The following is a 21,708-nucleotide window of genomic DNA, read 5'->3' as shown; positions in this document are numbered from 1 at the left end:
TTATCTTTTTCAGCTTATCGTTCTTTTGTTTTCTGTAGTGAAAATTACGTTTTCTTTAATTTCCCAATCTACAACCTTCCATATTATTTTCAACGTCTCTGCGGGGGCGTTGTTTGTATTTGTTCAGTATTTTTCCCTTATGTATAGAAGATGCTGGTAAGGGAAGAATAGGGGCACTTAAAGCCAATGGGAGGTCTTGTTTATGCGAAAATTGATTGGTACGATCGCCGCAGTTTTCTTTCTTTTGACTGTCATGCCGGGAACGGTTTCCTTTGCCGAGGAAAAAGCAGCTTCCGACATCACTCAATCAGCGAATTCCGCTGTACTCTTGGAAAAAAACAGCGGAATGCTGCTATACGATAAAAATGCGGACAAACAGCTGCCGCCTGCCAGTATGACGAAAATTATGACGCTGCTTTTGATCATGGAAGAATTAGAGACCGGTGGTATTAAACTCAACGAAAAAGTAAGAGTCAGTGAACATGCCGCCTCCATGGGGGGATCGCAGATCTTCCTTGAAGAAGGAGAAGAAATGACGGTGGAGGAAATGCTGAAAGGAATCGCTGTAGCCTCTGGAAACGATGCCAGTGTAGCGATGGCAGAGAGAATTGCCGGCAGTGAAAAGGCGTTTGTTGACCGGATGAATGAGAAAGCCAAAGATCTTGGATTAAAGAATACCCAGTTTAAGAATCCAACCGGTCTACCGGCAGAGGGTCATTACAGCACGGCACATGATATGGCTGTCATGGCAAGAGAACTGCTGCTTCATGAAGAAGTGACGAACTATACGAAAATATATGAAGATTACTTAAGAAAAGGTACAGATCAGGAATTTTGGCTTGTTAATACCAATAAATTGATCAAGTCCTATCCAGGCATGGATGGTTTGAAAACGGGTTATACATCAGAGGCCAAGTACTGCTTGACTGCATCTGCCACCAGGGACGGGATGCATATGATTGCGGTGGTCATGGGTGCTGAAAATCCAAAGAAAAGAAACGCGGATATTACAAGCCTTTTAGATTATGGTTTTGGACAGTATGAAGCTGTCAAACTCCATTCCAAGGATAAAGCAATGGACGTGGTGACGGAAACAAGAGGGAAACCGCGTCAAATTAAGCTGTATCCTGAGAAAGACGTGGTTGTATTAAAGAAAAAGAATGAAAAGAAAGCCGATTACCAGACAGAATTGAAGAAGGGCGGACAGATCGACATTCCTATGGATAAAGGGACGCACATGGGGTGGGTAGCCGTTAAGAAAGACGGGCAGGAAGTGGCTAAAGTGCGTCTTGAAACGAAGGATCAAGTAAAGAGAGCGAGTATTCTTGAACTGTGGGAGCGTTCCTGGAGGAATTTGACGAGCTTTCAGAGGTTTTAGCATTTTTGGGCTAGTATTGTTTTCATGCAGGAAATAGAGGTGGAAAATACGAAAGTCTTAGTGTGACTCTTATATCGTATGAGGAGGGGAACCACTTGAGTCTTCGTGTACAATTTGCTGTGAATGAAAACGTATTGCTTGTTCGTCTGGATGGAGAGTTGGATCATCATGAGGCTACCCAGCTTCGAGAGAAGTGGCAGACACATTTAAAGAATCCCGGAGTCGAACATGTAATCGTCAATTTAGAGAAGTTGTCCTTTATGGACAGCTCCGGACTTGGAGTAATGCTTGGCCGTTACAAAGAGGTTCAGGCGAGAGGGAATGAAATGATGCTTTGTTCCATACGTCCTGAGGTGAAACGACTGTTCGATATGTCGGGAATGTTTAAAATCATGAAGCATGTTGAGGACGAAGCGACTGCGCTTGAGGTACTGGGGGTGGCATCATGCGAAATGAAATGACCATCGAATTCACGAGTATCAGTGCCAACGAATCTCTGGCGCGTGTATCCGTAGCAGCTTTTATCAGTCAAATAAATCCGACGATGGAAGAACTGACGGATATTAAAACGGTCGTATCAGAAGCCGTAACCAATGCAATTATCCACGGGTATGAAGAGAAAGCGGATGAAAAAGTCCTTTTAACCTGCGCTATTGAAGGGGAAGAGATTGAATTAATCATCCAGGATCGTGGGCGCGGCATTGAGAACATCGATATGGCGAAAGAACCTTTATACACCTCAAAACCCGAGTGGGAAAGGTCGGGGATGGGTTTTACAATTATGGAGAACTTCATGGACCAAGTCGATATTACATCAGAGCCGGGGATGGGGACAACGATTCGTATGACGAAACAATTGACCTCCTCCCGTGCTCTATGTAATTGAGGGACTGCGAATGAGCGATACGACAAAGGAACGTCTGTCCGACAAAGATGTCAAAGACTTGATAAAGAAGAGTCAGTCCGGGGATCATAAGGCGAGAGATTTCCTTGTCGAGAAGAACACGAGGCTCGTTTGGTCTGTCGTGCAGCGCTATTTGCGCAGGGGATATGACCAGGATGATTTATATCAAATCGGATGCATTGGACTTTTGAAATCGATCGACAAATTTGATTTGAGCTATGATGTCCGTTTCTCCACATATGCCGTACCCATGATAATCGGGGAAATCCAGCGTTTCATCAGGGATGACGGGAGTGTGAAAGTAAGTCGGAGTCTTAAAGAGCTTAATCATAAGGTGCGTGCGAAGAAAGAAGAGCTGTTAAAAGAGAACGGACGCTCTCCTACGGTTAATGAACTCGCCGATGCCCTTGGACTTACAACAGAAGAAATTGTTCAGGCAGAAGAAGTAGGGCGCTCGCCGCAGTCGATTTACGAGACGGTTTATGAGAATGAAGGAGATCCAATCACGCTTGTCGATCAAATTGCAGAAGAGGATAACAATTGGTTTGACCACCTTACCCTGCAGGATGTCATGAGCAGACTGGATAAACGTGAGCGGTTGATCATCTATCTCCGCTACTATAAAGACCAGACGCAGACGGAAGTAGCAGAACGTCTTGGAATTTCTCAGGTTCAGGTCTCGAGATTGGAAAAAAAGATCCTCGCAGACATGAAAGAAACGATGACCGATACAAGTTGAGACTGTACCCAGTGAGGTGCAGTCTTTTTTTGTTTGTCCAAATCCTCATCTCGGTGATTCTGTATGATTTCACCCAACACACACATAATAAGTGCAACAAAACAATCCAGGGAGGCGAATGATATGACGCCGATCTATATCCGCATGAAGCAGTCGATTTATGTCCCGCCCGGTGCGGTCATCCGCCTCTCGGATATCGCGCGGGTCGTGGGTCCCGGACGTCACTTGGAAGAAGTCGAACACATGGAACTTCATCAGGTTACTAAAGAGGATCAGAATATCGTGGTGATCGACTCATTCATGGTCATCGAACAAATACTAGCCGGAAATCCGGACGTTGAGATCGAAATGATTGGACCGAGCCAGTGCGTAGTCCATGTAGAGGATCGAAAGAAAGAACCTTCACCATTATTGATCGCAGGAATCTGGATTTTGTTATTCATCGGTGCAGCGATGGCAATCATGAACTTTCACTACGATGTCAGCATGGAATCCGTTCAGCAGAAGCTTCACTTTATGTTGACAGGAGAAGAGGAAGAGCACCCGTTGTGGATCCAGGTTCCATATTCCATAGGACTGGGGGTCGGTATGATCCTCTTCTTCAACCACTGGTTCCAGAAGCGGTTTAATGAAGAACCGAGTCCAATGGAAGTGGAGATTTTCAATTATCAGGAAGACCTCGATCATTATGTGGCCATCAAAGAAAATAAGGTGGAAAAACAGGATGTGGATCATTGAAATATTGATCGGTCTAGCTGCGGGCATCGCGGTCGGGACAGGGTTCGTCGCTTTTCTGACGGTGCTTGGAATCGTTCCCCGGCTGATGCAGTTGAGCCGGTCGCAATCCAAACTCCGTGTTTACGAGACCGCTATTATCCTGGGTGTTTTCTGCGGCATCTATTTATCCTTTGGAGACGTGCCTGTCCATATGTCTCTGGTCGGAATCATGATTTGGGGTCTCTTCCATGGCATATTCATCGGGATGCTCGCTGCTGCATTGACAGAAGTGTTGAACGTATTTCCCTTGTTGTTCAAGCGCATAGGAGTAGATGGCTTTTTGTTTACGTTATTAATGGCGTTAGTGCTGGGGAAAATAGCAGGTTCCTTGTTTCAATGGATTATATTCGTTAAATGAGCATCAGGAGGTTACATCATGGAAAAGCAAACGATGAACGAGAAGAACTTTGAAAAGGTAAGTAAAACGTATCAGCCCAAACCGCCCATCGTCATGAATTGCCTCAAAGCCTTCATCGTAGGAGGGCTCATTTGTGTCTTTGGTGAGCTGATCAGCCAGATGTATGTGCATTGGTTTGACTTTAAAGAAGAGAATGCAATGAATCCCACCGCGGCGACGCTTATTCTACTCGCTGCGCTGGCGACGGGTTTTGGTGTCTATGATAAACTCGGACAATTCGCAGGAGCGGGTTCTGCCGTGCCGATTACGGGTTTCGCCAACTCCATCACTTCCGCAGCCTTGGAACATAAATCGGAAGGACTGGTGCTCGGCGTTGCTACGAACTTATTTAAGCTTGCGGGTTCCGTCATCGTCTTCGGAGTCGTTTCTGCTTACGTGCTGGGAATCATTCGTTATTTGTGGTCGATTATATTTTAGGAGGTAAACATTATGGGAAAAACAGGAAAGCAATCATGGTCTTTCAATGATGCCGTCTACCTCCAGTCGACCGGCACATCTGTAGGACCGATGGAAGGGGAAGGCCCCCTGAAAGAAACATTCGATATTATTCATGAAGAGCTGCACTGCGGAGAAGCTAACTGGGAACTCGCAGAACGAAAACTGATGATGGAAGCTGTTCATACAGCCTTTCAGAAAGCTGGTGTCGATCAATCCGCTATCGACCTCTTCCTGGCTGGGGATCTGTTGAACCAAAACGTGACAGGAAACTATGTGGCGAGACAGCTTGGGATTCCGCTCATCGGAATGTTTGGAGCTTGCTCGACAAGTATGGAGACGCTGGCAACCGGAGCAGCTCTTGTGGAATCCGGTTATGCGAACCAAGTGCTGGCGGCCGTCAGTTCCCACAACTGTACAGCAGAAAGGCAGTTCAGGTATCCGACAGAATACGGAGGACAGAAGCCGAAAACCGCGACGTTCACTGTGACAGGCAGCGGCGCGGCCATTCTTTCCAGAGTCCCTTCGGAGGTGAAGGTGGAAGCGGCCACTATCGGGAAAGTCATGGATTACAGCATCAAGGATCCGTTCGATATGGGCTCAGCGATGGCTCCTGCGGCCTGGGATACGATTAAGACACATCTAGAAGATATGGGGAGGATGCCTTCGGATTACGACTTGATTGCGACAGGAGACCTCTCGTCTGTCGGTACTCCGATCCTTCGTGATTTAATGAAGCAGGACGGGTACGACATATCAGATGTTCATAAGGACTGCGGTAATCTCGTTTATCACAGTGACCAGCCGGTTTTTGCCGGGGGAAGCGGGTGCGCTTGTTCCGCGGTCGTTACCTACGGAAAAATTGTTCAGGATTTAAAAGCAGGTAAGTATAAGCGTGTCCTTATTGTAGCAACGGGTGCCCTCATGAACCCGATGATGATTCAGCAGAAAGAATCGATACCTGGCATCGCACATGCCGTCGTATTAGGAAAGGGGGAACCGTCATGACTTTTTTGTGGGCTTTCCTGGTGGGCGGAGGCATTTGTGTCATTGGACAAATTCTGTTTGATGTATTTAAACTGACGCCCGCACACGTTATGTCCTCTTTTGTTGTAGCAGGGGCGGTCCTCGATGCCTTCGATCTTTATGATAACTTAATTGAATTTGCCGGCGCAGGGGCGACCGTACCGATTACGAGCTTCGGGCACTCCCTCCTGCACGGGGCAATGGAGCAGACGGAGGATCACGGACTGATCGGAATTGCCATAGGAATCTTTGAACTGACATCTGCCGGGATCGCTTCTGCCATCCTGTTCGGATTCATTGTCGCTGTGTTTTTTAAGCCGAAAGGATAATGCTATAGCAAGGAGATGAAGTGATGCCTGAACAACAAAAGACGCCAATTGTCATGAAGCTGGAGCAGAATCGCAGGATTATGAATGAGCGTGTCGGGGTGGAGCAGTCCTTTGATATCGGGTTCCGCACCCTTCACGTTTTCGATCATGAAGTAAATATCTATTACGTGACAGGTTTGTGTGAAACACCAATTATCGTGGAATTGATGCGGCAGTTGTTTGAAATAAATGAGACAGCAGACAAAAAAATGCCCATTTTTGAAAGGATTAAAAGCGATATTCCACACCAGCAGGTGGAAGAAGCCGATGATATGGAAAAGTGTATTACGCAGCTTTTATCCGGTCTGATCGTCATTTTTATCGAAGGAGAGCCGAAAGCGTTTATTGTGGATGTTCGTTCTTATCCTGGACGGACACCGGAAGAGCCGGATACGGAGAAAGTCATACGCGGTTCTCGTGACGGATACACAGAAAATATCATAGAAAATACAGCACTGACGAGAAGGAGAATCCGGGATGAACGGCTCCGTCATGAAATCATGCAGGTCGGAGAACGAAGCAAAACGGATATCTGCCTCTCTTATTTACAAGATGTAGCCGACCCGGGTCTCGTTCAATTGATAAAGAAAGAAATTCAAAATATTGATATCGACGGGCTGACAATGGCGGACAAGACATTGGAAGAATACCTGGTTAATCAGGGAAGGAACCCGTTTCCTCTGGTGCGTTATACCGAGCGTCCGGATGTCGCTTCTGCTCATTTGTTTGAAGGGCATGTATTGATCATGGTCGACACATCCCCGAGTATGATTATCACGCCGACGACTTACTTTCACCATGTCCAGCATGCAGAGGAATTTAGACAATCACCCGCTGTTGGTACATTTGTGCGATGGGTAAGGTTCTTCGGTATTTTCTCTTCCGTTTTTTTACTTCCATTATGGATGCTGTTCGTTATGCAGCCTGATTTATTACCAGAGCCTTTATCATTCATAGGGCCGAATGAAGAAAGCGCCATTCCAATCATTTTTCAAATTTTACTCGCCGACTTAGGTTTGGAGATGCTGAGGATTGCGGCTATTCATACTCCGACGCCGTTATCGACGGCCATGGGGCTGATCGCTGCCGTATTGATTGGACAGATAGCGATCGACGTTGGGATGTTCGTGCCGGAGGTTATTTTGTACGTTGCGGTCGCTTCCATCGGTTCTTACGCCACCCCGAGTTATGAATTGTCGGTTGCCAATAAAATGTCGAGAATCACACTCGTTATACTTGTTTCCATCTTTGGTATTAAAGGATTGTTGATTGGTTTTATGGCCTATATCCTATTGCTGGCCCATACGAAATCGCTGAACACGCCGTACCTATGGCCGTTTCTTCCTTTCAACTTAAAAGCTGCCATGCAGATTGTTTTCCGTATGAGCATGCCGACTCTCAAAGTACGCCCGAGCGTCGTTCACCCGCAAAACAACCAGCGACAAAAATAATCGTATTGCCGGTTCTTTAGCAATGTGATAAATTAAAATAAATCTGAAAATGTCCTTTGATGTCAAAGGACATTTTATTTTTAACAAACACATCCGGTATCGGACATAAAGGCGGGATACGATGAATCACGAAGTGAATAATAGAGGACATCTCATGATCGGCGGCGTGTCGGTCAAAGAGTTGGCAGATCAATACGGAACACCTCTGTACGTTTATGACGTAGGGAAAATCAGATCGAATGCACGAGCATTTGTAGAAACGTTTCGTGAGTATGATGTACCGGCTCAAGTGGCCTATGCAAGCAAAGCTTTTTCCAGTGTGGCGATGCTGCAGGTGGCAGGACAGGAAGGGTTGAGCCTGGACGTCGTTTCTGAAGGAGAACTTCATACGGCGCTTGAAGCCGGGTTCCCTGTGGGGAAAATCCATATGCATGGGAACAACAAAAGCATAAGGGAGCTGGAGATGGCTGTTGATTACGGCATCGGCTGCATCGTAGTGGACAATTTCTATGAAATGGAGCTTCTTGATGCGATATTGACAGAGAAGAATACGGAAATTGACGTACTTCTTCGCGTGACGCCGGGTATTGAAGCTCATACGCATGATTACATATTGACCGGGCAGGAAGATTCGAAGTTCGGTTTCGATCTTGGCAGCGGGCAGGCAGAACTTGCCTTCGAAAAGCTGAAGGATCACCGGAAGATACATGTCATCGGTCTGCATTGTCATATCGGTTCTCAAATATTTGAAACGAATGGTTTTGAAATGGCAACAAGGAAGCTTTTTGAAACATTGGAAGAATGGAGAGAGAAGCACGGTTACGAAGCGAGTGTCCTTAATTTAGGCGGAGGCTTTGGGATTCAGTACACGAAGGAGGACCGTCCGCTGGATTTGGATCAATATGCCCATTCTTTGATCAAGGAAGTCAAACATTTATCGAAGCAGTACCAATATCCTATGCCGGAAATCTGGATCGAACCTGGTCGCGCGATTGTTGGAGAAGCAGGGACGACTATATATACGCTCGGCTCTCTTAAAGAAGTCCCTGGAGTACGGACGTATGTCTCGGTAGATGGTGGAATGACGGACAATATCCGTCCTGCTCTCTATCAGGCGAAATACGAAGCTGCTTTGGCAGAACGCATGACAGAAGACCCTGTCAAAGAATATTCAATTGCTGGGAAGTGCTGTGAGTCTGGAGATATGCTAATATGGGATGTGGCGTTGCCGGAAGTTGAGCATGGGGATAGGCTTGCAGTTTTCAGCACAGGAGCGTATGGTTATGCTATGGCAAACAATTACAACCGCTTTCAAAAGGCGGCTGTCGTGTTTGTCGAAGACGGAAAGCATCAGCTGGTCGTGCGGAGAGAAACATACCAAGAGATGACACGGCTTGATTTGTCTTACGAAAATGGAAAGGGGTAGAGAAAATGAAAAAAGCAACAATTCAATTTGAAAATGGAGAAAAAATGGTGATTGACCTATATGAAGAGGCGGCTCCAGGAACGGTAGCGAACTTCGAAAAACTTGCAAATGATGAGTTTTATGACGGTTTGACATTCCACCGTGTTATTCCTGACTTCGTTATTCAGGGCGGATGTCCGAACGGGACAGGTACAGGCGGCCCAGGCTACACGATCAAATGTGAAACAGAAGGTAATCCACACAAACACGAACGCGGATCTCTTTCAATGGCCCATGCTGGAAAAGATACGGGAGGAAGCCAATTCTTCGTTTGTCATTCCCCGCAGCCTCACCTGGACGGTCGTCATACAGTCTTTGGTAAAGTGATTGATGGTGTAGACATCGTCGACCGTGTCCGCGTCGGAGATGTAATGCAGAAGGTAAGAGTCGAAGAGAAATAATTGCAGAACCTGATATGAATTGATGATCACTGCCGTATTCCTGTTGGTTCTCCTTGTCGCTCCATTAAGTTTGTTTATTCATGAATGGGGGCATGTCTTTTTTGGTTTAGCCTTTCGCTCCGAATGCAGTACCTTGCAATTAGGACGGGGGTATCGGATTATAGATGTCCGCAGCAGGAAATTTCGTCTGGTCATTTGTCTGTTCTTTTTTCAAGGAGCATTCTCCATAAATGAAAGGGAACCCTCCTTCACAAGGCAGGAACAGGGATGGATCAGTTTCGGTGGACCTCTCTTCAACATAGGGGCGGCCGGCCTTGTCTGGCCGCTGCTTGGTATACATATTTTCTGGTCCTTACTGTTCTGGTTCAACCTTTATCTTGCTGTTGCGAATATGATCCCCTTTACCGTAAATGGCAGAAAATCAGACGGCTGCCATGTGTGGTCCAGCTTCCGCAGGCATGGGGGTTGAATATCGATGGAGAATCCTATATCCTATTACAAGAGTATGAGCTTGTAAGCTTCCTGCTTCTTAAAATGGACCGGGATAAAGGGCATTTGTTATGTTATCTGTCTTCTTTGGTCAGGGATGCTGGTAATCACCTGTTTCTGGGGCGCCATCATTCAGGGGGGCAAAGTTAGGCTATCGCTTGAAAGTAACACACGGATTTCAGCCGTTATAAAGTACGGTAGTTCCAGGACCTTTTGTGCCTCTACGGCAAAATTGGAAGTTATTTTCATAATTGAGGGGTTAATATGCTAATTCGATATAAAAAATCATTTGAAAAGATTGCCATGGGTTTACTTTCTTTCATGCCGGAAGTATCCGATGTGAAAACTCTTCAGGAAATCATTAAAGAGTACGATTCTAATCCTGATTGGAATTTGTTCTTGTGGAAAGAAGAGGACATTCTCGGTGCTGTCGGCGTACGTCTGGAGAACGATGAGGCTGTCATACAGCACGTATCTGTCAACCCTTCCCATCGAAATATGGGTATTGGAAAGCAGATGATCCGGCGCGTTCGTGCACATTACGGAGAGCAGGTGCGTGTTTGTGCAGATGCTTCTACGGAATCTTTTGTAGATAAATGTGACGAAGAGAGTGCTTCTTCCCAAATTTGAAAGGAGGTGTCCGCTGGCGGCACCTCCTTTCCGTTTGGATTCCTTAGGTTTGTTTGTTGCGGAGCTTATGTTTATAGACGAGTTGGGCATTATCCAAGTCACTGGGCGATCCGTACGCGACGCCCCAATCCAGGCACATCTGCTGCACTTCCTGTCTTAAGTAGAGATCCGTCAATGGAATATTCCAGCTGTGATAGGGCAGATCTTCCTGCAGATCCGATTTGATTCTGTTTAGATGCTCCAGGTAGGATTCTGCATCCACGCCTAATTCTTCTATCTCTGAAAGGCCGGATTCTGCTCGAAGAATACATCTTTTGATTAAGGTGTCTGCACCTTTCTTATTGTCTCTTCGATAATGATACATACAAACAGCTGTCTGTATAAAGAGGACCCATATAGAAGAGCGGTTTTTCGGGTCGACCTCTTTCCAATATTCTTCCAGTACTTCGTGGCATTCGAAGTAGTCACGGGTACCGTGAAAATGAGCAAGAAATTTTACATAAGGTGTTGGATACATAGTGGAAACCTCCGATTCTCCATTTCATTGTATAGAAACAGAGATCTGTTATGCAACTATCCGACTGTCTCCGTCTGTTGATTCGGAGGTTTTTTTGATACGATAGGAAAGAAGTACAAACGTGAAGGAAGAATGCTATGATGAAAAGCTATCAAGTAAAGGTGGAAGGATTCGAAGGTCCACTGGATCTCCTTCTGCATTTGATCAACCGCTATGAAATTGATATTTATGACATACCAGTGTCGCAGATCACAGACCAGTATATGCATTATATTCACACGATGCAGGTGTTGGAGCTTGATCTTGCGAGTGAATACTTGGTGATGGCAGCCACCCTTCTCGCGATTAAAAGTCAAATGCTGCTGCCTAACACCGCTGTTGTCGATGATTTCGAAGAGAGTGAGATGGAAGAAGATCCGCGTGAGGATCTTATGAGACGTTTAATAGAATATCGAAAATATAAGCAGGCAGCTGAAGATCTGAAAGACAAAGAATTGGATGCAAACCGTATTTATACACGTCCTCCGCTCCGTACAGAGGATCTTTCGGAAGAGAAAGTAGAAACGGTGAAGCCTGGGGAAGCTTCCATTTATGATATGATCCAGGCGATGGGGCGTCTTTTGAACAGGAGTAAACAACCGTCATCCCAGGAAGCAAAAGTGAGGCGGGATGAAATCCCCATTCAGATGCGGATGGATGAGATTCTGACGAAGATCGAAACGCATTCTGGAGGAACCCCTTTTGACCAATTGTTCGAGAGGAGAACCAGACCGCACATTGTCGTTACCTTTATCGCGCTTCTTGAATTGATGAAAAATAATGATATTGTTTGTGTTCAGCAACAACATTTCGAAGAACTGATTGTGTTTAAGATGGAGGATGCACCATGGAGTTAGAAGAAACAAAAGCAATTATCGAAGGTCTTTTGTTCGCAGCAGGAGACGAAGGTGTGACAAAGAAAAAACTGTCCGTACTGCTGGAAGTGGACACGAAGACGGTCAACGGGATATTGGAAGAAATGAAAAAAGATTATAATGGAAAACACAGGGGCCTTACCATTATGGATTCCCAAGGGACTTTGCACTTGACAACCAAGCCGGAGCATGCCTCCTATTATAAGAAACTGTTGGATACACCAGGCTCAACAAGGCTTTCCCAAGCTGCGCTGGAAACCCTGGCTATCATCGCATACGAGCAGCCGATTACAAGAATCGAAATTGATGACCTGCGCGGTGTGAAAAGTGATAGGGCTATTCAAACACTCGTCAATAGAGGCCTTATTGAGGAGAAGGGGCGTAAAGATGCGATCGGTCGTCCTGTCCTTTTTGGAACAACCAAGGATTTCCTGATTTATTTCGGATTGACGTCCATGGAACAGCTTCCGCCTTTAGCTGAATTGAAGCAACCCGGAGAAGCCGCAGGCAGCGGAGACCTCTTTTTTGATGAATTTCCGGAAAACCCCTTTGATGATTAATTACCGACCACCATTTTGGGTGGTCTTTTTTTATGGTTTTCCTTCTCTCTTACTACTGCATAGAAGAATATGCTTGTACTTTTTCGCATATGGTGAAGCAAACGACGTTGAATGGGAGGAACTTTTTTTGAAGAGGTGCTTATGGTTCTTCATTATCCTTTTTTTAATAGTATCCATGAATAAGGCAGGCAGTGTTCATGCAGAAGCGAACATTTCCGTATCCGCAGAGCGTGCCGTGTTGATGGATGCTGATTCTGGACGTGTCCTTTATGAAAAAAATGCATACGACCCGACGTTGATTGCAAGTACGACAAAAATTTTAACTGCGATTATTGCTATTGAAGCGGCAGACATCGAAGAAAAAGTTACGGTAAGTAAAAGAGCTGTTTATACCGAAGGATCTTCCATCTATCTAACAGAGAAAGAGAAAATCCCGTTGAAGGACCTTATTTACGGTCTTATGCTCCGTTCGGGGAATGATTCTGCCGTTGCTATTGCGGAACACGTTGGTGGCAGTGTTGAGGGTTTTGTGCAAATGATGAACGAAAAGGCGCTGTGGTTGGGTATGAATGACAGTCACTTCGAGAACCCCCATGGATTGGATGGGGAGACGCATTATTCCACCGCCTATGATCTTGCTCTTTTAATGTCTTACGCCATGAAGAATGAAACGTTCAAAGAGGTGACAGGTAGTGAGATGTATCGGTCGAAGAACAGAGATTATGCGTGGATGAATAAAAATAAGTTGTTAACCCAGTATTATGACCCGACAAACGGAGGGAAGACCGGATATACAAAAAAGGCGGGTCGGACGTTGGTTTCCAGTGCCGAAAAGGACGGCATGCAGCTGATCGCTGTCACCCTTCAAGCCTCGGATGACTGGAATGATCATGAACGGATGTATGAATGGGGATTTGAAAACTTTGAATCTGTCACTCTTCAGAAAGAAGGCACGGTTGAAGTTGGCGGGACATCTTTTTACATACCCCGTGATCTTGTTGTTCCTCTGACGTTGAATGAAAAAGAAGACGTGGAAGCTGTCTTTTACCGATATCAGAATGAGGATGCATCGTCTAATATGGCAGGTGTGACAACATTTAAAGTAGGAAACGAACCAGTAGCAGACATTCCTGTTTACAAGGAAAAGCCAAAGGAGGGCTTTTTCAAGGAGCTGAAAGGTTTCATGGACCGTATGATGGGGGTGGCGCCATGGTCAACGTAATCTGGGCCATGCTTGCCGTTACAGGTATCATCTATGCTGCTTTTGCTGGTACGATGGATCAGGTGAATCAGGCAATCTTCGCAACGCTTGATGAAGCAGTGATGATTACGCTCAGCCTTACCGGTGTGCTGGTCTTTTGGCTTGGATTGATGAAGATAGCGGAGACAGCCGGGCTGCTGGCAGGGCTCTCGAAGCTGTTCCGACCGATAGTACGACGGTTATTTCCTGACATTCCGGACGGTCATCCCGCATTCGGATACATTCTCTCGAATATGACAGCGAACATGTTCGGACTGGGTAATGCTGCAACACCGATGGGGCTGAAAGCGATGAAAGAATTGAAAGAACTATCCGGTTCCGATGAAGCCAGCAGATCGATGATCACTTTCCTTGCCATCAACACGTCCTCTTTGACACTTGTACCGACGACAGTGATCGCGATTCGGATGAAATACGGTTCCGTTGATCCAACTGCCATTATAGGAGCTACAATATTAGCGACGCTTGTATCCACCTGCGCCGCTTTAGTCATCGATCGGTATTTCCATTACCGTAGGAAGAGATCGGTCCGATTATGAGTATCTGGCTGATTCCGGCAATCATTCTTATTGTATTGGTGACAGCAACGATAAAGAAAGTTCCATCCTACGAAGTATTTGTAGAAGGCAGTAAGGAAGGGATTCACATTGCCATTTCCCTCCTTCCGTTTTTGTTGGGAATGATGGTTTCCATAGCCATTTTCCAGGCATCAGGAGCAATGGGGGCGATCGGCAGCCTGTTTGAACCACTCCTTTCCGCAATCGGAGCCCCGGAGGAAATATTACCATTAGCTTTGATCCGCCCGATATCCGGAACTGCTGCCTTAAGCATGACGACAGAGTTGATTCGGACGCACGGTCCGGATTCCTTTATCGGGTACCTTGCCTCTGTCATGCAGGGAAGTACGGATACGACTCTTTATATCCTTACCGTCTACTTCGGAGCTGTAGGAATCAGGAAGATGGGGGACGCTCTGAAAGTCGGTCTTCTGGCAGATCTTGTAGGTATTGCGGCTTCCATTGTTATCGTAATCATTCTATTTCAAGGATAGGATGATTTTTTTTGTTCAAATATACCAATAATGTGTATAATGAAGAGGAATCATCGAGCCTCGCTTTAGAAAAGCGTGGCTTCGTGCTATGGATTTTAAAGAAAAACGAGTATAAGAAAGTTGGTGACGGTCGTATGGCAGAAATGGAACGACTACAGAAAGTGATCGCTCACGCAGGGATTGCATCAAGAAGGAAAGCTGAGAAATTGATCGCCGATGGAAAAGTAACGGTCAATGGTAAAGTGGTGACAGAACTCGGCACGAAGGTAAGCAGGAATGATGATGTCGAGGTGAACGGTGTACCGATTGACAAAGAAGAGCCTGTTTATTATCTCCTATATAAACCGAGGGGTGTCATCTCCAGTGTAAGTGACGATAAAGGGAGAAAGGTCGTAACGGATTACCTGCCGGAAGTGACGGAACGCATTTTTCCTATCGGCCGCCTGGACTATGATACATCCGGATTGATTTTACTTACGAACGATGGTGATTTTGCAAATTTGCTTATGCACCCGAAACATGAAGTGGATAAAGTGTATATCGCAAAGACGAAGGGCGTTCCGACAAGAGAACAGCTCCAGCAGTTGAAAAGAGGAATGAAGGTAGACGGCGATTACTTGAAGGCCGTACACGCCAAAGTTCAATCCACGGACTCCAGAAAGAACACGGCAATTGTCCAAATCATCCTTCATGAAGGGAAGAACCGCCAAGTGCGCCGGATGTTCGAAGCCATTGGTTTTCCTGTGGACAAGTTGAAGAGAGAAAGATACGGCTCGCTCGACTTGCGTGGAATGAATGCAGGGGATTACCGGCCGCTGAAGCCTCATGAAGTGAAACAGCTGAGACAGCTGGCGGAAAAAAATGTTGAATAACGTTCAAATTTAAAATTTCCATTCAATGGTATAATAATCTGGGGGTGGATAAAGTGAAGGAAAAGACATTGGCCAAGAAAAAAAAGCGCTTACTCTTTCGTTCGTTTATGCTGTTGGTCATGGCTGGTCTTGTCGTCTTTGCCATCTTTGCAAATGGGAAGGAAGATAAGGAAGTTATCGCCAAGGGGGAAGAGGCGCCTGATTTTCAATTGAAAAAATTTGGAACAGAGGAAACCGTCCGGTTAAGCGAACTGGAAGGTAAAGGCGTTATGATAAACTTCTGGGCTACCTTTTGTGGTCCTTGTAAAGAGGAAATGCCTTATATGCAGGAACTGTATCCGGAATATAAGGAAAAAGGTGTGGAGATATTGGCGATCAATCTCGATTCCACCGATCTCGTAGTAGATAAGTTTATCAACCAATATAATCTTACTTTCCCGATTCTTAGAGATAAGGATGGGCAGGTTATGGAATTGTATAATATAAACCCCCTTCCTTCCACTTTATTCATCACACCAGACGGGGATATTGAAGAACAGGTAATTGGTCCATTGACGTTGGATAAATTGGAAGGTTACCTGAAGAGGATTACGCCGGAGGAGTAGATTTTACACGATATTGTGAGGTTTTGTTAATGAACGAAATTACCTGTGAGTGTGGGCATGTGAATCCGGAAGGGACTGTGTTATGTGAGTCCTGCGGAAAACCTGTCGAGAAGAATCAACATATTGATGGCAATGATCAGAAAGAGCTGCTCAACATGAGGTATGACGGGAGCGCCCGTCGTTCGAAGACCTACAACAGGACGATCATTGATAAGATTTGGAATTTCTTTTCTTCTGTAAAAGTCGGAGTCTGGCTGATCTTCCTTACTGTTATTGCATCTGCTGTCGGCACGATACTCCCTCAAGAAATGTACATACCGCAAAACGTAGATCCAAGTACACACTACCGTGACCAATATGGAATGTTCGGTCAGATTTATTACCAGCTGGGATTCCACGATTTATTTTCGTCCTGGTGGTACATGCTTCTGATTGCCATGATCGGCATATCGATCATTATCGCGAGTATCGACCGCTTCTTCCCATTGTATAAAACCTTGAAGAGACAGAAACCGAAACGTCATGAACTATTCATGAAGAAACAGCGTATTTTCGGAGAGACGGTTCGGGATGATATCGACACGGAATTATTCAAGCAGAATTTAAAGAAACGCCGTTATAAGCTTACAGAGGAAAACGGTCATCTGCTCGCTGAAAAAAACCGCTTTGCCAGATGGGGACCTTATGTCAACCATATCGGCTTAATCGTTTTCTTGCTGGGAGCGCTTTTACGCTTCGTACCTGCTTTGTATGTCGATGATTTCATATGGGTACGGGAAGGGGAAACGGCACTGATCAACGGTACAGATGGTCAGTTTTACATTAAAAATGAAGCGTTTACCTTGGAAACTTATGATAAAGATAATCCGGAAGATGCCAGGTTTAAAGAAGCGCTGGAGAATCAGGAAGGTGCCATTCCAAAGACCTTCCGGACAGATGCTGTCATCTATGAGCGGACGAATCAGGGTGTTACCGGTGCGGAACCGGAGCTGAAAGAGTTGAAAGAAGGCGCCGCTACGATGAACAATCCGCTGAAATTCGATGATTATGCGCTTTATCAGGCAAGTTATCAACTGGATGAGTTTAAAGAGATGAGCTTCAAGATTCATGATAAAGACGATGACGAAACCAATTACGGGGAGTTCACTGTGGATTTGACAGCACCTGCTTCGGAATACAAAGTTGGAGATTATCGTGTGGAGATTGCCAACTACTTCCCGGATTATGAGATGGAGAACGGGGAGCCGGTGTCCGCATCTAAATATCCACGAAACCCTGCTTTTGTCTTTCATGTTTATCCTCCCGGCGAGACGGAACCGGAGACGAGTTTCCTCGGGATCGGTGCAAACATTGACGCCGGAGGGGACAATCAGTATAAACTTGGTCTTACAGCTTTCGATGTTCGGGACGTCACCGGATTAACGGTAAAGAAAGACCACACGCTTTGGCTCATTGCCCTCGGCGGTGCCATCTTCATGATTGGTGTCATCCAGGGTATGTATTGGAACCACCGCCGTATTTGGCTGCAACCGCGTGAAGACGGGGTATGGGTTTCCGGACATACAAACAAAAACTGGTACGCTTTGAGAATGGAGATCGATAAAGCCATCGAAGGAACCAACATAGAATCACCGAAAGACCAATATGAAATGAAATCATAGATAGTCAGGAGGATGGATATGGGGGACTTGACGACGATTAGCGGCAATTTGCTGTATGCAGCTTTTTTTATCTATTTGATCGCAACTTTTTTCTTTGCAGGAACGATTAGAGACAAGAAGAAAGGGCGGAGTAAACTAGCGGGGAATATTGGTATCACCCTCGCAGTAATCGGTTTTCTGACTCAGGTCGGGTATTTCATTACACGATGGATGGTAAGCGGACATGCACCGGTAAGTAACTTGTTCGAGTACACCACCTTCTTCGGGATGATGCTCGTCTTTGCGTTTATTGTTTTATATTTCATCTATCGGTTGGATCTGCTGGGATTGTTCGCACTGCCGATCGCGCTGCTTCTGATTGCGTTCGCCAGTATGTTTCCTACGGAGATATCACCACTGGTTCCTTCCCTTCAGTCACATTGGTTATACATCCATGTGACGACGGCTTCGCTTGGACAGGGGATTTTATCCGTCAGCTTTGTTGCCGGTTTAATATTTCTTATAAGGCAGGTCGATCAATCAAGGCGGTCGAAACATACCACATGGCTGGAATTTGTTATTTATATTATCGCAACCACTATCGCTTTTATTGTCCTTTCCTCTACCTTCAATGCTATAGGACACGAAACGACGTTTGAAGCCCCGGTTGAGGGTCAGGTGAAGGAAATTGTCTACTACATGCCGGCGATCGCTGGTCCTTCCGGTGGAGAAAAAGTATCCGGTGACAATTTCGGGCCGCTCTTTGAAGTACCGGAGTGGATGCGAGGAGAAGACGCTGCGAAAAAATTAAATACCTTTATCTGGGCAGTTCTCGGAGGTCTTGTTGTGTATTGGGCGGCACGGATCATTCTGAGAAAACGGATTGCAGCAAGTATTCAGCCTTTGTTAAACAAGGTGAATCCTGAGGTCGTGGACGAAGTTTCCTACCGGGCCGTAGCGATTGGATTTCCGGTTTTCACACTCGGGGCGCTTATTTTCGCCATGATTTGGGCACAGCAGGCGTGGGATCGCTTTTGGGGCTGGGATCCTAAAGAAGTGTGGGCCTTGATCACCTTCTTCTTTTATGCAGCCTATCTGCATCTTCGCTTGTCACGGGGATGGCAGGGAATGAAATCCGCTTGGCTTGCTGTCGGAGGATTTGGTATTATTATGTTTAATCTCATTGCTGTGAATTTAATTATATCCGGTTTACATTCGTATGCGTAAACGAGAAGCCCGGCAGGGGGACGAAATGTCCCGCCTGCCCTTTGTCTAACTTAGAATATACAGTCGGAGGTAGGTAACATGGAACAAGAAGCAAGAATACTGGTCGTTGATGATGAAGAGCGTATCCGTCGGTTGATCCGCATGTATTTGGAAAGAGAGCACTACGAGATCGATGAAGCAGAGGATGGAGAAGAAGCTCTGCAAAAAGCGCTGAACAATGATTATGACGTCATTTTACTCGATTTAATGCTTCCCGGAAAAGACGGGATAGATGTATGTCGGGAATTAAGAGAGAAAAAAGCTACTCCAGTAATCATGCTTACCGCAAAAGGTGAAGAAGCCAACCGGGTTCAAGGATTCGAGGTCGGTACAGACGATTATATAGTCAAGCCGTTCAGTCCGAGGGAAGTAGTTTTGCGTGTGAAGGCATTGTTGCGGAGAGCATCCTCGACCAAATTCCTGGAAACAGATACGCAGGCGAGAAATGTATTGGTGTTTCCGCATATGACTATCGACAATGATGCCCACCGGGTGACTGCGGAAGGGGAGGAAGTTTCCCTGACTCCGAAAGAGTACGAGCTGTTGCATTTTATGGCGCAGTCACCAGACAAGGTTTTCGACCGCGAGCAGTTGTTGAAGGAAGTATGGCAATATGAGTTTTTTGGTGACTTAAGAACGGTGGATACCCATGTCAAACGCCTGAGGGAGAAGCTGAGTAAAGTCTCTCAGGAAGCTGCAGGGATGATTGTGACTGTTTGGGGAATCGGATATAAGTTCGAGGTCAGCGGAGACTGATGTTTTGGCGGAGTGTTGTCGGGAAACTCTGGTTCACCATCCTCCTGCTTGTATGCTTCGTCCTTTTTATCCTTACCATTCTGCTGCTTGAGTTCTTCCAAAACTATCACATACTCGAAGCGGAAAGCGATCTGCTTCAGACAGCCGACAAGATCTCTCAAGTTGTCGACCGTTATGAATCTGATGAAGACCTTCTGCTTTCATCGACTATTTTAGTTAAAGATCCAGCGAGCAGCGCAGTCATTGTCTGGGGACCCGGCGACAGTCTTTTCGCTGAAAGTGAATCCGAAGCGATGCCGCAGCTTGATGATGCGTGGTTTCGGAAGGACCCTGAACTTCGGGCCGTTATGGAAAACGGTAAAGACGTCAAAAAGATTGCAGATATGCAGGAGCATGCCTCCGGTGTGATGGTAGTTGGAACACCTCTTGAGAATAGCTCTGGAGCGGTCTTTGTCTATCAATCGCTCGATACGGTCGAAGAGACGTCAGAGCAAACGACGAAAATCATATTTCTTGGTGCAGGGATCGCGATTATTTTAACTACAATTTTTGCCTTTTTCCTGTCTACGAGAATAACGGCTCCACTTATTAAAATGAGAAAGGGAGCTATGGAACTCGCTAAGGGAGAGTTTCATACGAAAATTCCGATCCGAACGCATGATGAAATCGGCGAGCTTGCCATGGCTTTTAATCGGATGGGAAGAGAGTTGAAATTTCATATTAATGCTTTGAATCAAGAGAAAGAACAACTCTCAGGGATCCTGCGTTCCATGGCGGACGGTGTCATAACCATCAATCGTCAAGGAGATGTGCTCATAACGAACCCTCCAGCCCAGCAGTATTTGAAAGCCGCTGATTTCGAACGGGATCCGTCCCGGGATAAGGAAGAGGAGCTTCGTCTGCCGGAGCCTTTAAAAGAGCTCTTTCAAAGTGTTATAACAGAGGAACATGAATCCATGGTGGAAGTATCCGTACAAGGTCGCTCATGGGTGATCATTATGACCCCTCTCTATGACAGGGAAAAGGTTCGTGGAGCCGTCGCGGTTCTGCGTGATATGACGGAAGAACGGAGACTAAATAAGCTTCGTAAAGATTTTATAGCGAATGTTTCGCACGAACTACGCACTCCAATTTCTATGCTTCAGGGATACAGCGAGGCAATTGTGGATGATATTGCAGAAACTAAAGAAGACAAAAACGAGCTGGCTCAGATCATTCATGATGAATCCCTCAGGATCGGCAGATTGGTCAACGAGCTGCTGGATTTGGCCCGTATGGAAGCGGGGCATATTCAGCTCGCTCATGATACGATCGAAATGGGACCGTATATGCAGAAGATTATCCGGAAGTTCAGTGGTCTGGCAGGTGATAAACAGGTGAACCTTACGCTTGATCTTGCTCCTGAACTCGGCAGGCTTACCTTTGATCCGGATCGAATTGAACAAGTGTTCACGAACTTGATTGATAATGCCATCCGCCACACGGAAGAAGGCGGAGAAGTAAATGTGACGGTCGTTCCAGACGGGAATGACTGGGTCGCTTCGGTAAACGACAGCGGTATGGGCATTGCTGAAGAAGACCTGCCATTTGTATTTGAACGCTTCTATAAGGCGGACAAATCCAGGAAGCGAAAAACGAAGGATTATAAGAAAGGAACCGGTCTCGGTCTCGCCATTGCAAAGAACATCGTCGAGGGGCACGACGGAGAGATCAGCGTCCACAGCAGGCTTGGGGAAGGGACGACCTTTACCTTCCACATCCCTTTCATTCATGGGTAATCCCCTT

General features: G+C 46.0%; 26 protein-coding genes. 25 read left to right on the top strand and 1 reads right to left on the bottom strand.

The window, feature by feature from the left end; translation table 11 throughout:
* Positions 1 to 202 precede the first annotated feature (202 nt).
* From QRD89_RS10495 to QRD89_RS10430, 14 genes are all read left to right on the top strand, one after another.
* Positions 203 to 1,378 carry a D-alanyl-D-alanine carboxypeptidase family protein gene (locus QRD89_RS10495; RefSeq protein ID WP_286095204.1) on the top strand — a complete coding sequence of 392 codons (1,176 nt, stop codon included), beginning with the start codon at positions 203 to 205 and terminating at the stop codon, positions 1,376 to 1,378.
* Between the two features lie 95 nt (positions 1,379 to 1,473).
* A complete protein-coding gene (spoIIAA, locus tag QRD89_RS10490) occupies positions 1,474 to 1,839 on the top strand; it encodes an anti-sigma F factor antagonist (protein WP_008640150.1) in 366 nt (121 codons plus the stop codon).
* Entirely contained in the window at positions 1,824 to 2,264 is a 441-nt protein-coding gene (gene spoIIAB / locus QRD89_RS10485) for an anti-sigma F factor (RefSeq protein ID WP_008640148.1), read from the top strand. The genes spoIIAA and spoIIAB overlap by 16 nt, the downstream gene beginning before the upstream one ends.
* Positions 2,265 to 2,274: 10 nt before the next feature.
* Positions 2,275 to 3,021 (top strand): RNA polymerase sporulation sigma factor SigF, encoded by a 747-nt coding sequence (gene sigF / locus QRD89_RS10480; RefSeq protein WP_026577321.1) that lies wholly within the window; start codon positions 2,275 to 2,277, stop codon positions 3,019 to 3,021.
* A gap of 123 nt (positions 3,022 to 3,144) precedes the next feature.
* On the top strand, positions 3,145 to 3,759 hold the full coding sequence (locus tag QRD89_RS10475) for a stage V sporulation protein AA (protein WP_008640138.1): 615 nt from the start codon (positions 3,145 to 3,147) through the stop codon (positions 3,757 to 3,759).
* The gene (locus QRD89_RS10470) at positions 3,746 to 4,156 is read left to right on the top strand and encodes a stage V sporulation protein AB (protein WP_286095202.1); all 411 of its coding nucleotides are present in this window, start codon (positions 3,746 to 3,748) and stop codon (positions 4,154 to 4,156) included. Before QRD89_RS10475 ends, QRD89_RS10470 begins: the two co-directional genes overlap by 14 nt.
* 18 nt (positions 4,157 to 4,174) lie before the next feature.
* Complete coding sequence (spoVAC, locus tag QRD89_RS10465) at positions 4,175 to 4,633, top strand: stage V sporulation protein AC (RefSeq protein ID WP_008640130.1); 459 nt, start codon at positions 4,175 to 4,177, stop codon at positions 4,631 to 4,633.
* A 12-nt stretch (positions 4,634 to 4,645) separates the two neighbouring features.
* Positions 4,646 to 5,659 carry a stage V sporulation protein AD gene (gene spoVAD / locus QRD89_RS10460; protein WP_008640129.1) on the top strand — a complete coding sequence of 338 codons (1,014 nt, stop codon included), beginning with the start codon at positions 4,646 to 4,648 and terminating at the stop codon, positions 5,657 to 5,659.
* Positions 5,656 to 6,006 (top strand): stage V sporulation protein AE, encoded by a 351-nt coding sequence (gene spoVAE, locus QRD89_RS10455; protein WP_008640128.1) that lies wholly within the window; start codon positions 5,656 to 5,658, stop codon positions 6,004 to 6,006. The genes spoVAD and spoVAE overlap by 4 nt, the downstream gene beginning before the upstream one ends.
* 23 nt (positions 6,007 to 6,029) lie before the next feature.
* On the top strand, positions 6,030 to 7,496 hold the full coding sequence (locus tag QRD89_RS10450) for a spore germination protein (RefSeq protein WP_286095201.1): 1,467 nt from the start codon (positions 6,030 to 6,032) through the stop codon (positions 7,494 to 7,496).
* A 121-nt stretch (positions 7,497 to 7,617) separates the two neighbouring features.
* Entirely contained in the window at positions 7,618 to 8,922 is a 1,305-nt protein-coding gene (gene lysA, locus QRD89_RS10445) for a diaminopimelate decarboxylase (protein ID WP_026577323.1), read from the top strand.
* A 5-nt stretch (positions 8,923 to 8,927) separates the two neighbouring features.
* Entirely contained in the window at positions 8,928 to 9,362 is a 435-nt protein-coding gene (locus tag QRD89_RS10440; RefSeq protein ID WP_008640120.1) for a peptidylprolyl isomerase, read from the top strand.
* 22 nt (positions 9,363 to 9,384) lie between these two features.
* Positions 9,385 to 9,831 carry a site-2 protease family protein gene (locus tag QRD89_RS10435; RefSeq protein ID WP_039871831.1) on the top strand — a complete coding sequence of 149 codons (447 nt, stop codon included), beginning with the start codon at positions 9,385 to 9,387 and terminating at the stop codon, positions 9,829 to 9,831.
* Between the two features lie 284 nt (positions 9,832 to 10,115).
* The gene (locus QRD89_RS10430; RefSeq protein WP_008640114.1) at positions 10,116 to 10,481 is read left to right on the top strand and encodes a GNAT family N-acetyltransferase; all 366 of its coding nucleotides are present in this window, start codon (positions 10,116 to 10,118) and stop codon (positions 10,479 to 10,481) included.
* 43 nt (positions 10,482 to 10,524) lie between these two features.
* On the opposite strand, the gene QRD89_RS10425 is transcribed toward QRD89_RS10430, so the two are convergent.
* Entirely contained in the window at positions 10,525 to 10,998 is a 474-nt protein-coding gene (locus tag QRD89_RS10425; protein WP_008640112.1) for a DUF309 domain-containing protein, read from the bottom strand.
* A 137-nt stretch (positions 10,999 to 11,135) separates the two neighbouring features.
* Between QRD89_RS10425 and QRD89_RS10420 the strand changes: the two genes are divergently transcribed.
* The 11 genes from QRD89_RS10420 to QRD89_RS10370 all read left to right on the top strand — a co-directional run bounded on the left by QRD89_RS10420 (position 11,136) and on the right by QRD89_RS10370 (position 21,701).
* Positions 11,136 to 11,894 carry a segregation/condensation protein A gene (locus tag QRD89_RS10420; RefSeq protein WP_026577327.1) on the top strand — a complete coding sequence of 253 codons (759 nt, stop codon included), beginning with the start codon at positions 11,136 to 11,138 and terminating at the stop codon, positions 11,892 to 11,894.
* Positions 11,885 to 12,472, top strand: a complete 588-nt coding sequence (gene scpB, locus QRD89_RS10415) for an SMC-Scp complex subunit ScpB (RefSeq protein ID WP_008640108.1) — start codon at positions 11,885 to 11,887, stop codon at positions 12,470 to 12,472. Before QRD89_RS10420 ends, scpB begins: the two co-directional genes overlap by 10 nt.
* Before the next feature lie 127 nt (positions 12,473 to 12,599).
* A complete protein-coding gene (locus QRD89_RS10410) occupies positions 12,600 to 13,694 on the top strand; it encodes a D-alanyl-D-alanine carboxypeptidase family protein (RefSeq protein WP_502875574.1) in 1,095 nt (364 codons plus the stop codon).
* Positions 13,682 to 14,272 carry a nucleoside recognition domain-containing protein gene (locus tag QRD89_RS10405; RefSeq protein WP_008640105.1) on the top strand — a complete coding sequence of 197 codons (591 nt, stop codon included), beginning with the start codon at positions 13,682 to 13,684 and terminating at the stop codon, positions 14,270 to 14,272. The genes QRD89_RS10410 and QRD89_RS10405 overlap by 13 nt, the downstream gene beginning before the upstream one ends.
* A complete protein-coding gene (locus tag QRD89_RS10400) occupies positions 14,269 to 14,784 on the top strand; it encodes a spore maturation protein (protein WP_026577329.1) in 516 nt (171 codons plus the stop codon). The genes QRD89_RS10405 and QRD89_RS10400 overlap by 4 nt, the downstream gene beginning before the upstream one ends.
* Before the next feature lie 143 nt (positions 14,785 to 14,927).
* Complete coding sequence (locus QRD89_RS10395; RefSeq protein WP_286096876.1) at positions 14,928 to 15,656, top strand: pseudouridine synthase; 729 nt, start codon at positions 14,928 to 14,930, stop codon at positions 15,654 to 15,656.
* A gap of 53 nt (positions 15,657 to 15,709) precedes the next feature.
* Positions 15,710 to 16,261, top strand: coding sequence for a thiol-disulfide oxidoreductase ResA (gene resA, locus QRD89_RS10390; protein WP_026577331.1), 552 nt, complete (start codon positions 15,710 to 15,712; stop codon positions 16,259 to 16,261).
* A gap of 29 nt (positions 16,262 to 16,290) precedes the next feature.
* Entirely contained in the window at positions 16,291 to 17,922 is a 1,632-nt protein-coding gene (gene resB, locus QRD89_RS10385; protein WP_286095200.1) for a cytochrome c biogenesis protein ResB, read from the top strand.
* Positions 17,923 to 17,940: 18 nt separating this feature from the next.
* On the top strand, positions 17,941 to 19,128 hold the full coding sequence (ccsB, locus tag QRD89_RS10380; protein ID WP_026577333.1) for a c-type cytochrome biogenesis protein CcsB: 1,188 nt from the start codon (positions 17,941 to 17,943) through the stop codon (positions 19,126 to 19,128).
* 78 nt (positions 19,129 to 19,206) lie between these two features.
* Positions 19,207 to 19,923, top strand: coding sequence for a response regulator transcription factor (locus tag QRD89_RS10375; protein WP_008638645.1), 717 nt, complete (start codon positions 19,207 to 19,209; stop codon positions 19,921 to 19,923).
* The gene (locus QRD89_RS10370; RefSeq protein ID WP_286095199.1) at positions 19,923 to 21,701 is read left to right on the top strand and encodes an ATP-binding protein; all 1,779 of its coding nucleotides are present in this window, start codon (positions 19,923 to 19,925) and stop codon (positions 21,699 to 21,701) included. The genes QRD89_RS10375 and QRD89_RS10370 overlap by 1 nt, the downstream gene beginning before the upstream one ends.
* Positions 21,702 to 21,708 lie beyond the last annotated feature (7 nt).

The organism is Halobacillus sp. ACCC02827, from assembly GCF_030291935.1.
GTDB lineage: Bacteria > Bacillota > Bacilli > Bacillales > Halobacillaceae > Halobacillus.
The sequence above is the reverse complement of the archived record's forward strand: the minus strand, read 5'-3'. Positions and strand labels throughout refer to the sequence as shown.

Bases quoted from the DNA above. Each gene is read 5' to 3' on its own strand.
- QRD89_RS10495 (WP_286095204.1), top strand. From the start codon at position 203: ATGCGAAAATTGATTGGTACGATCGCCGCAGTTTTCTTTCTTTTGACT.
- QRD89_RS10440 (WP_008640120.1), top strand. From the start codon at position 8,928: ATGAAAAAAGCAACAATTCAATTTGAAAATGGAGAAAAAATGGTGATT.
- QRD89_RS10435 (WP_039871831.1), top strand. From the start codon at position 9,385: ATGATCACTGCCGTATTCCTGTTGGTTCTCCTTGTCGCTCCATTAAGT.
- QRD89_RS10400 (WP_026577329.1), top strand. From the start codon at position 14,269: ATGAGTATCTGGCTGATTCCGGCAATCATTCTTATTGTATTGGTGACA.
- QRD89_RS10430 (WP_008640114.1), top strand. From the start codon at position 10,116: ATGCTAATTCGATATAAAAAATCATTTGAAAAGATTGCCATGGGTTTA.
- QRD89_RS10470 (WP_286095202.1), top strand. From the start codon at position 3,746: ATGTGGATCATTGAAATATTGATCGGTCTAGCTGCGGGCATCGCGGTC.
- ccsB (WP_026577333.1), top strand. From the start codon at position 17,941: ATGGGGGACTTGACGACGATTAGCGGCAATTTGCTGTATGCAGCTTTT.
- QRD89_RS10405 (WP_008640105.1), top strand. From the start codon at position 13,682: ATGGTCAACGTAATCTGGGCCATGCTTGCCGTTACAGGTATCATCTAT.
- lysA (WP_026577323.1), top strand. From the start codon at position 7,618: ATGAATCACGAAGTGAATAATAGAGGACATCTCATGATCGGCGGCGTG.
- resB (WP_286095200.1), top strand. From the start codon at position 16,291: ATGAACGAAATTACCTGTGAGTGTGGGCATGTGAATCCGGAAGGGACT.
- sigF (WP_026577321.1), top strand. From the start codon at position 2,275: ATGAGCGATACGACAAAGGAACGTCTGTCCGACAAAGATGTCAAAGAC.
- QRD89_RS10450 (WP_286095201.1), top strand. From the start codon at position 6,030: ATGCCTGAACAACAAAAGACGCCAATTGTCATGAAGCTGGAGCAGAAT.
- scpB (WP_008640108.1), top strand. From the start codon at position 11,885: ATGGAGTTAGAAGAAACAAAAGCAATTATCGAAGGTCTTTTGTTCGCA.
- QRD89_RS10395 (WP_286096876.1), top strand. From the start codon at position 14,928: ATGGAACGACTACAGAAAGTGATCGCTCACGCAGGGATTGCATCAAGA.
- spoVAE (WP_008640128.1), top strand. From the start codon at position 5,656: ATGACTTTTTTGTGGGCTTTCCTGGTGGGCGGAGGCATTTGTGTCATT.
- QRD89_RS10370 (WP_286095199.1), top strand. From the start codon at position 19,923: ATGTTTTGGCGGAGTGTTGTCGGGAAACTCTGGTTCACCATCCTCCTG.
- QRD89_RS10375 (WP_008638645.1), top strand. From the start codon at position 19,207: ATGGAACAAGAAGCAAGAATACTGGTCGTTGATGATGAAGAGCGTATC.
- spoVAC (WP_008640130.1), top strand. From the start codon at position 4,175: ATGGAAAAGCAAACGATGAACGAGAAGAACTTTGAAAAGGTAAGTAAA.
- QRD89_RS10475 (WP_008640138.1), top strand. From the start codon at position 3,145: ATGACGCCGATCTATATCCGCATGAAGCAGTCGATTTATGTCCCGCCC.
- spoVAD (WP_008640129.1), top strand. From the start codon at position 4,646: ATGGGAAAAACAGGAAAGCAATCATGGTCTTTCAATGATGCCGTCTAC.
- spoIIAB (WP_008640148.1), top strand. From the start codon at position 1,824: ATGCGAAATGAAATGACCATCGAATTCACGAGTATCAGTGCCAACGAA.
- QRD89_RS10420 (WP_026577327.1), top strand. From the start codon at position 11,136: ATGATGAAAAGCTATCAAGTAAAGGTGGAAGGATTCGAAGGTCCACTG.
- QRD89_RS10425 (WP_008640112.1), bottom strand. From the start codon at position 10,998: ATGTATCCAACACCTTATGTAAAATTTCTTGCTCATTTTCACGGTACC.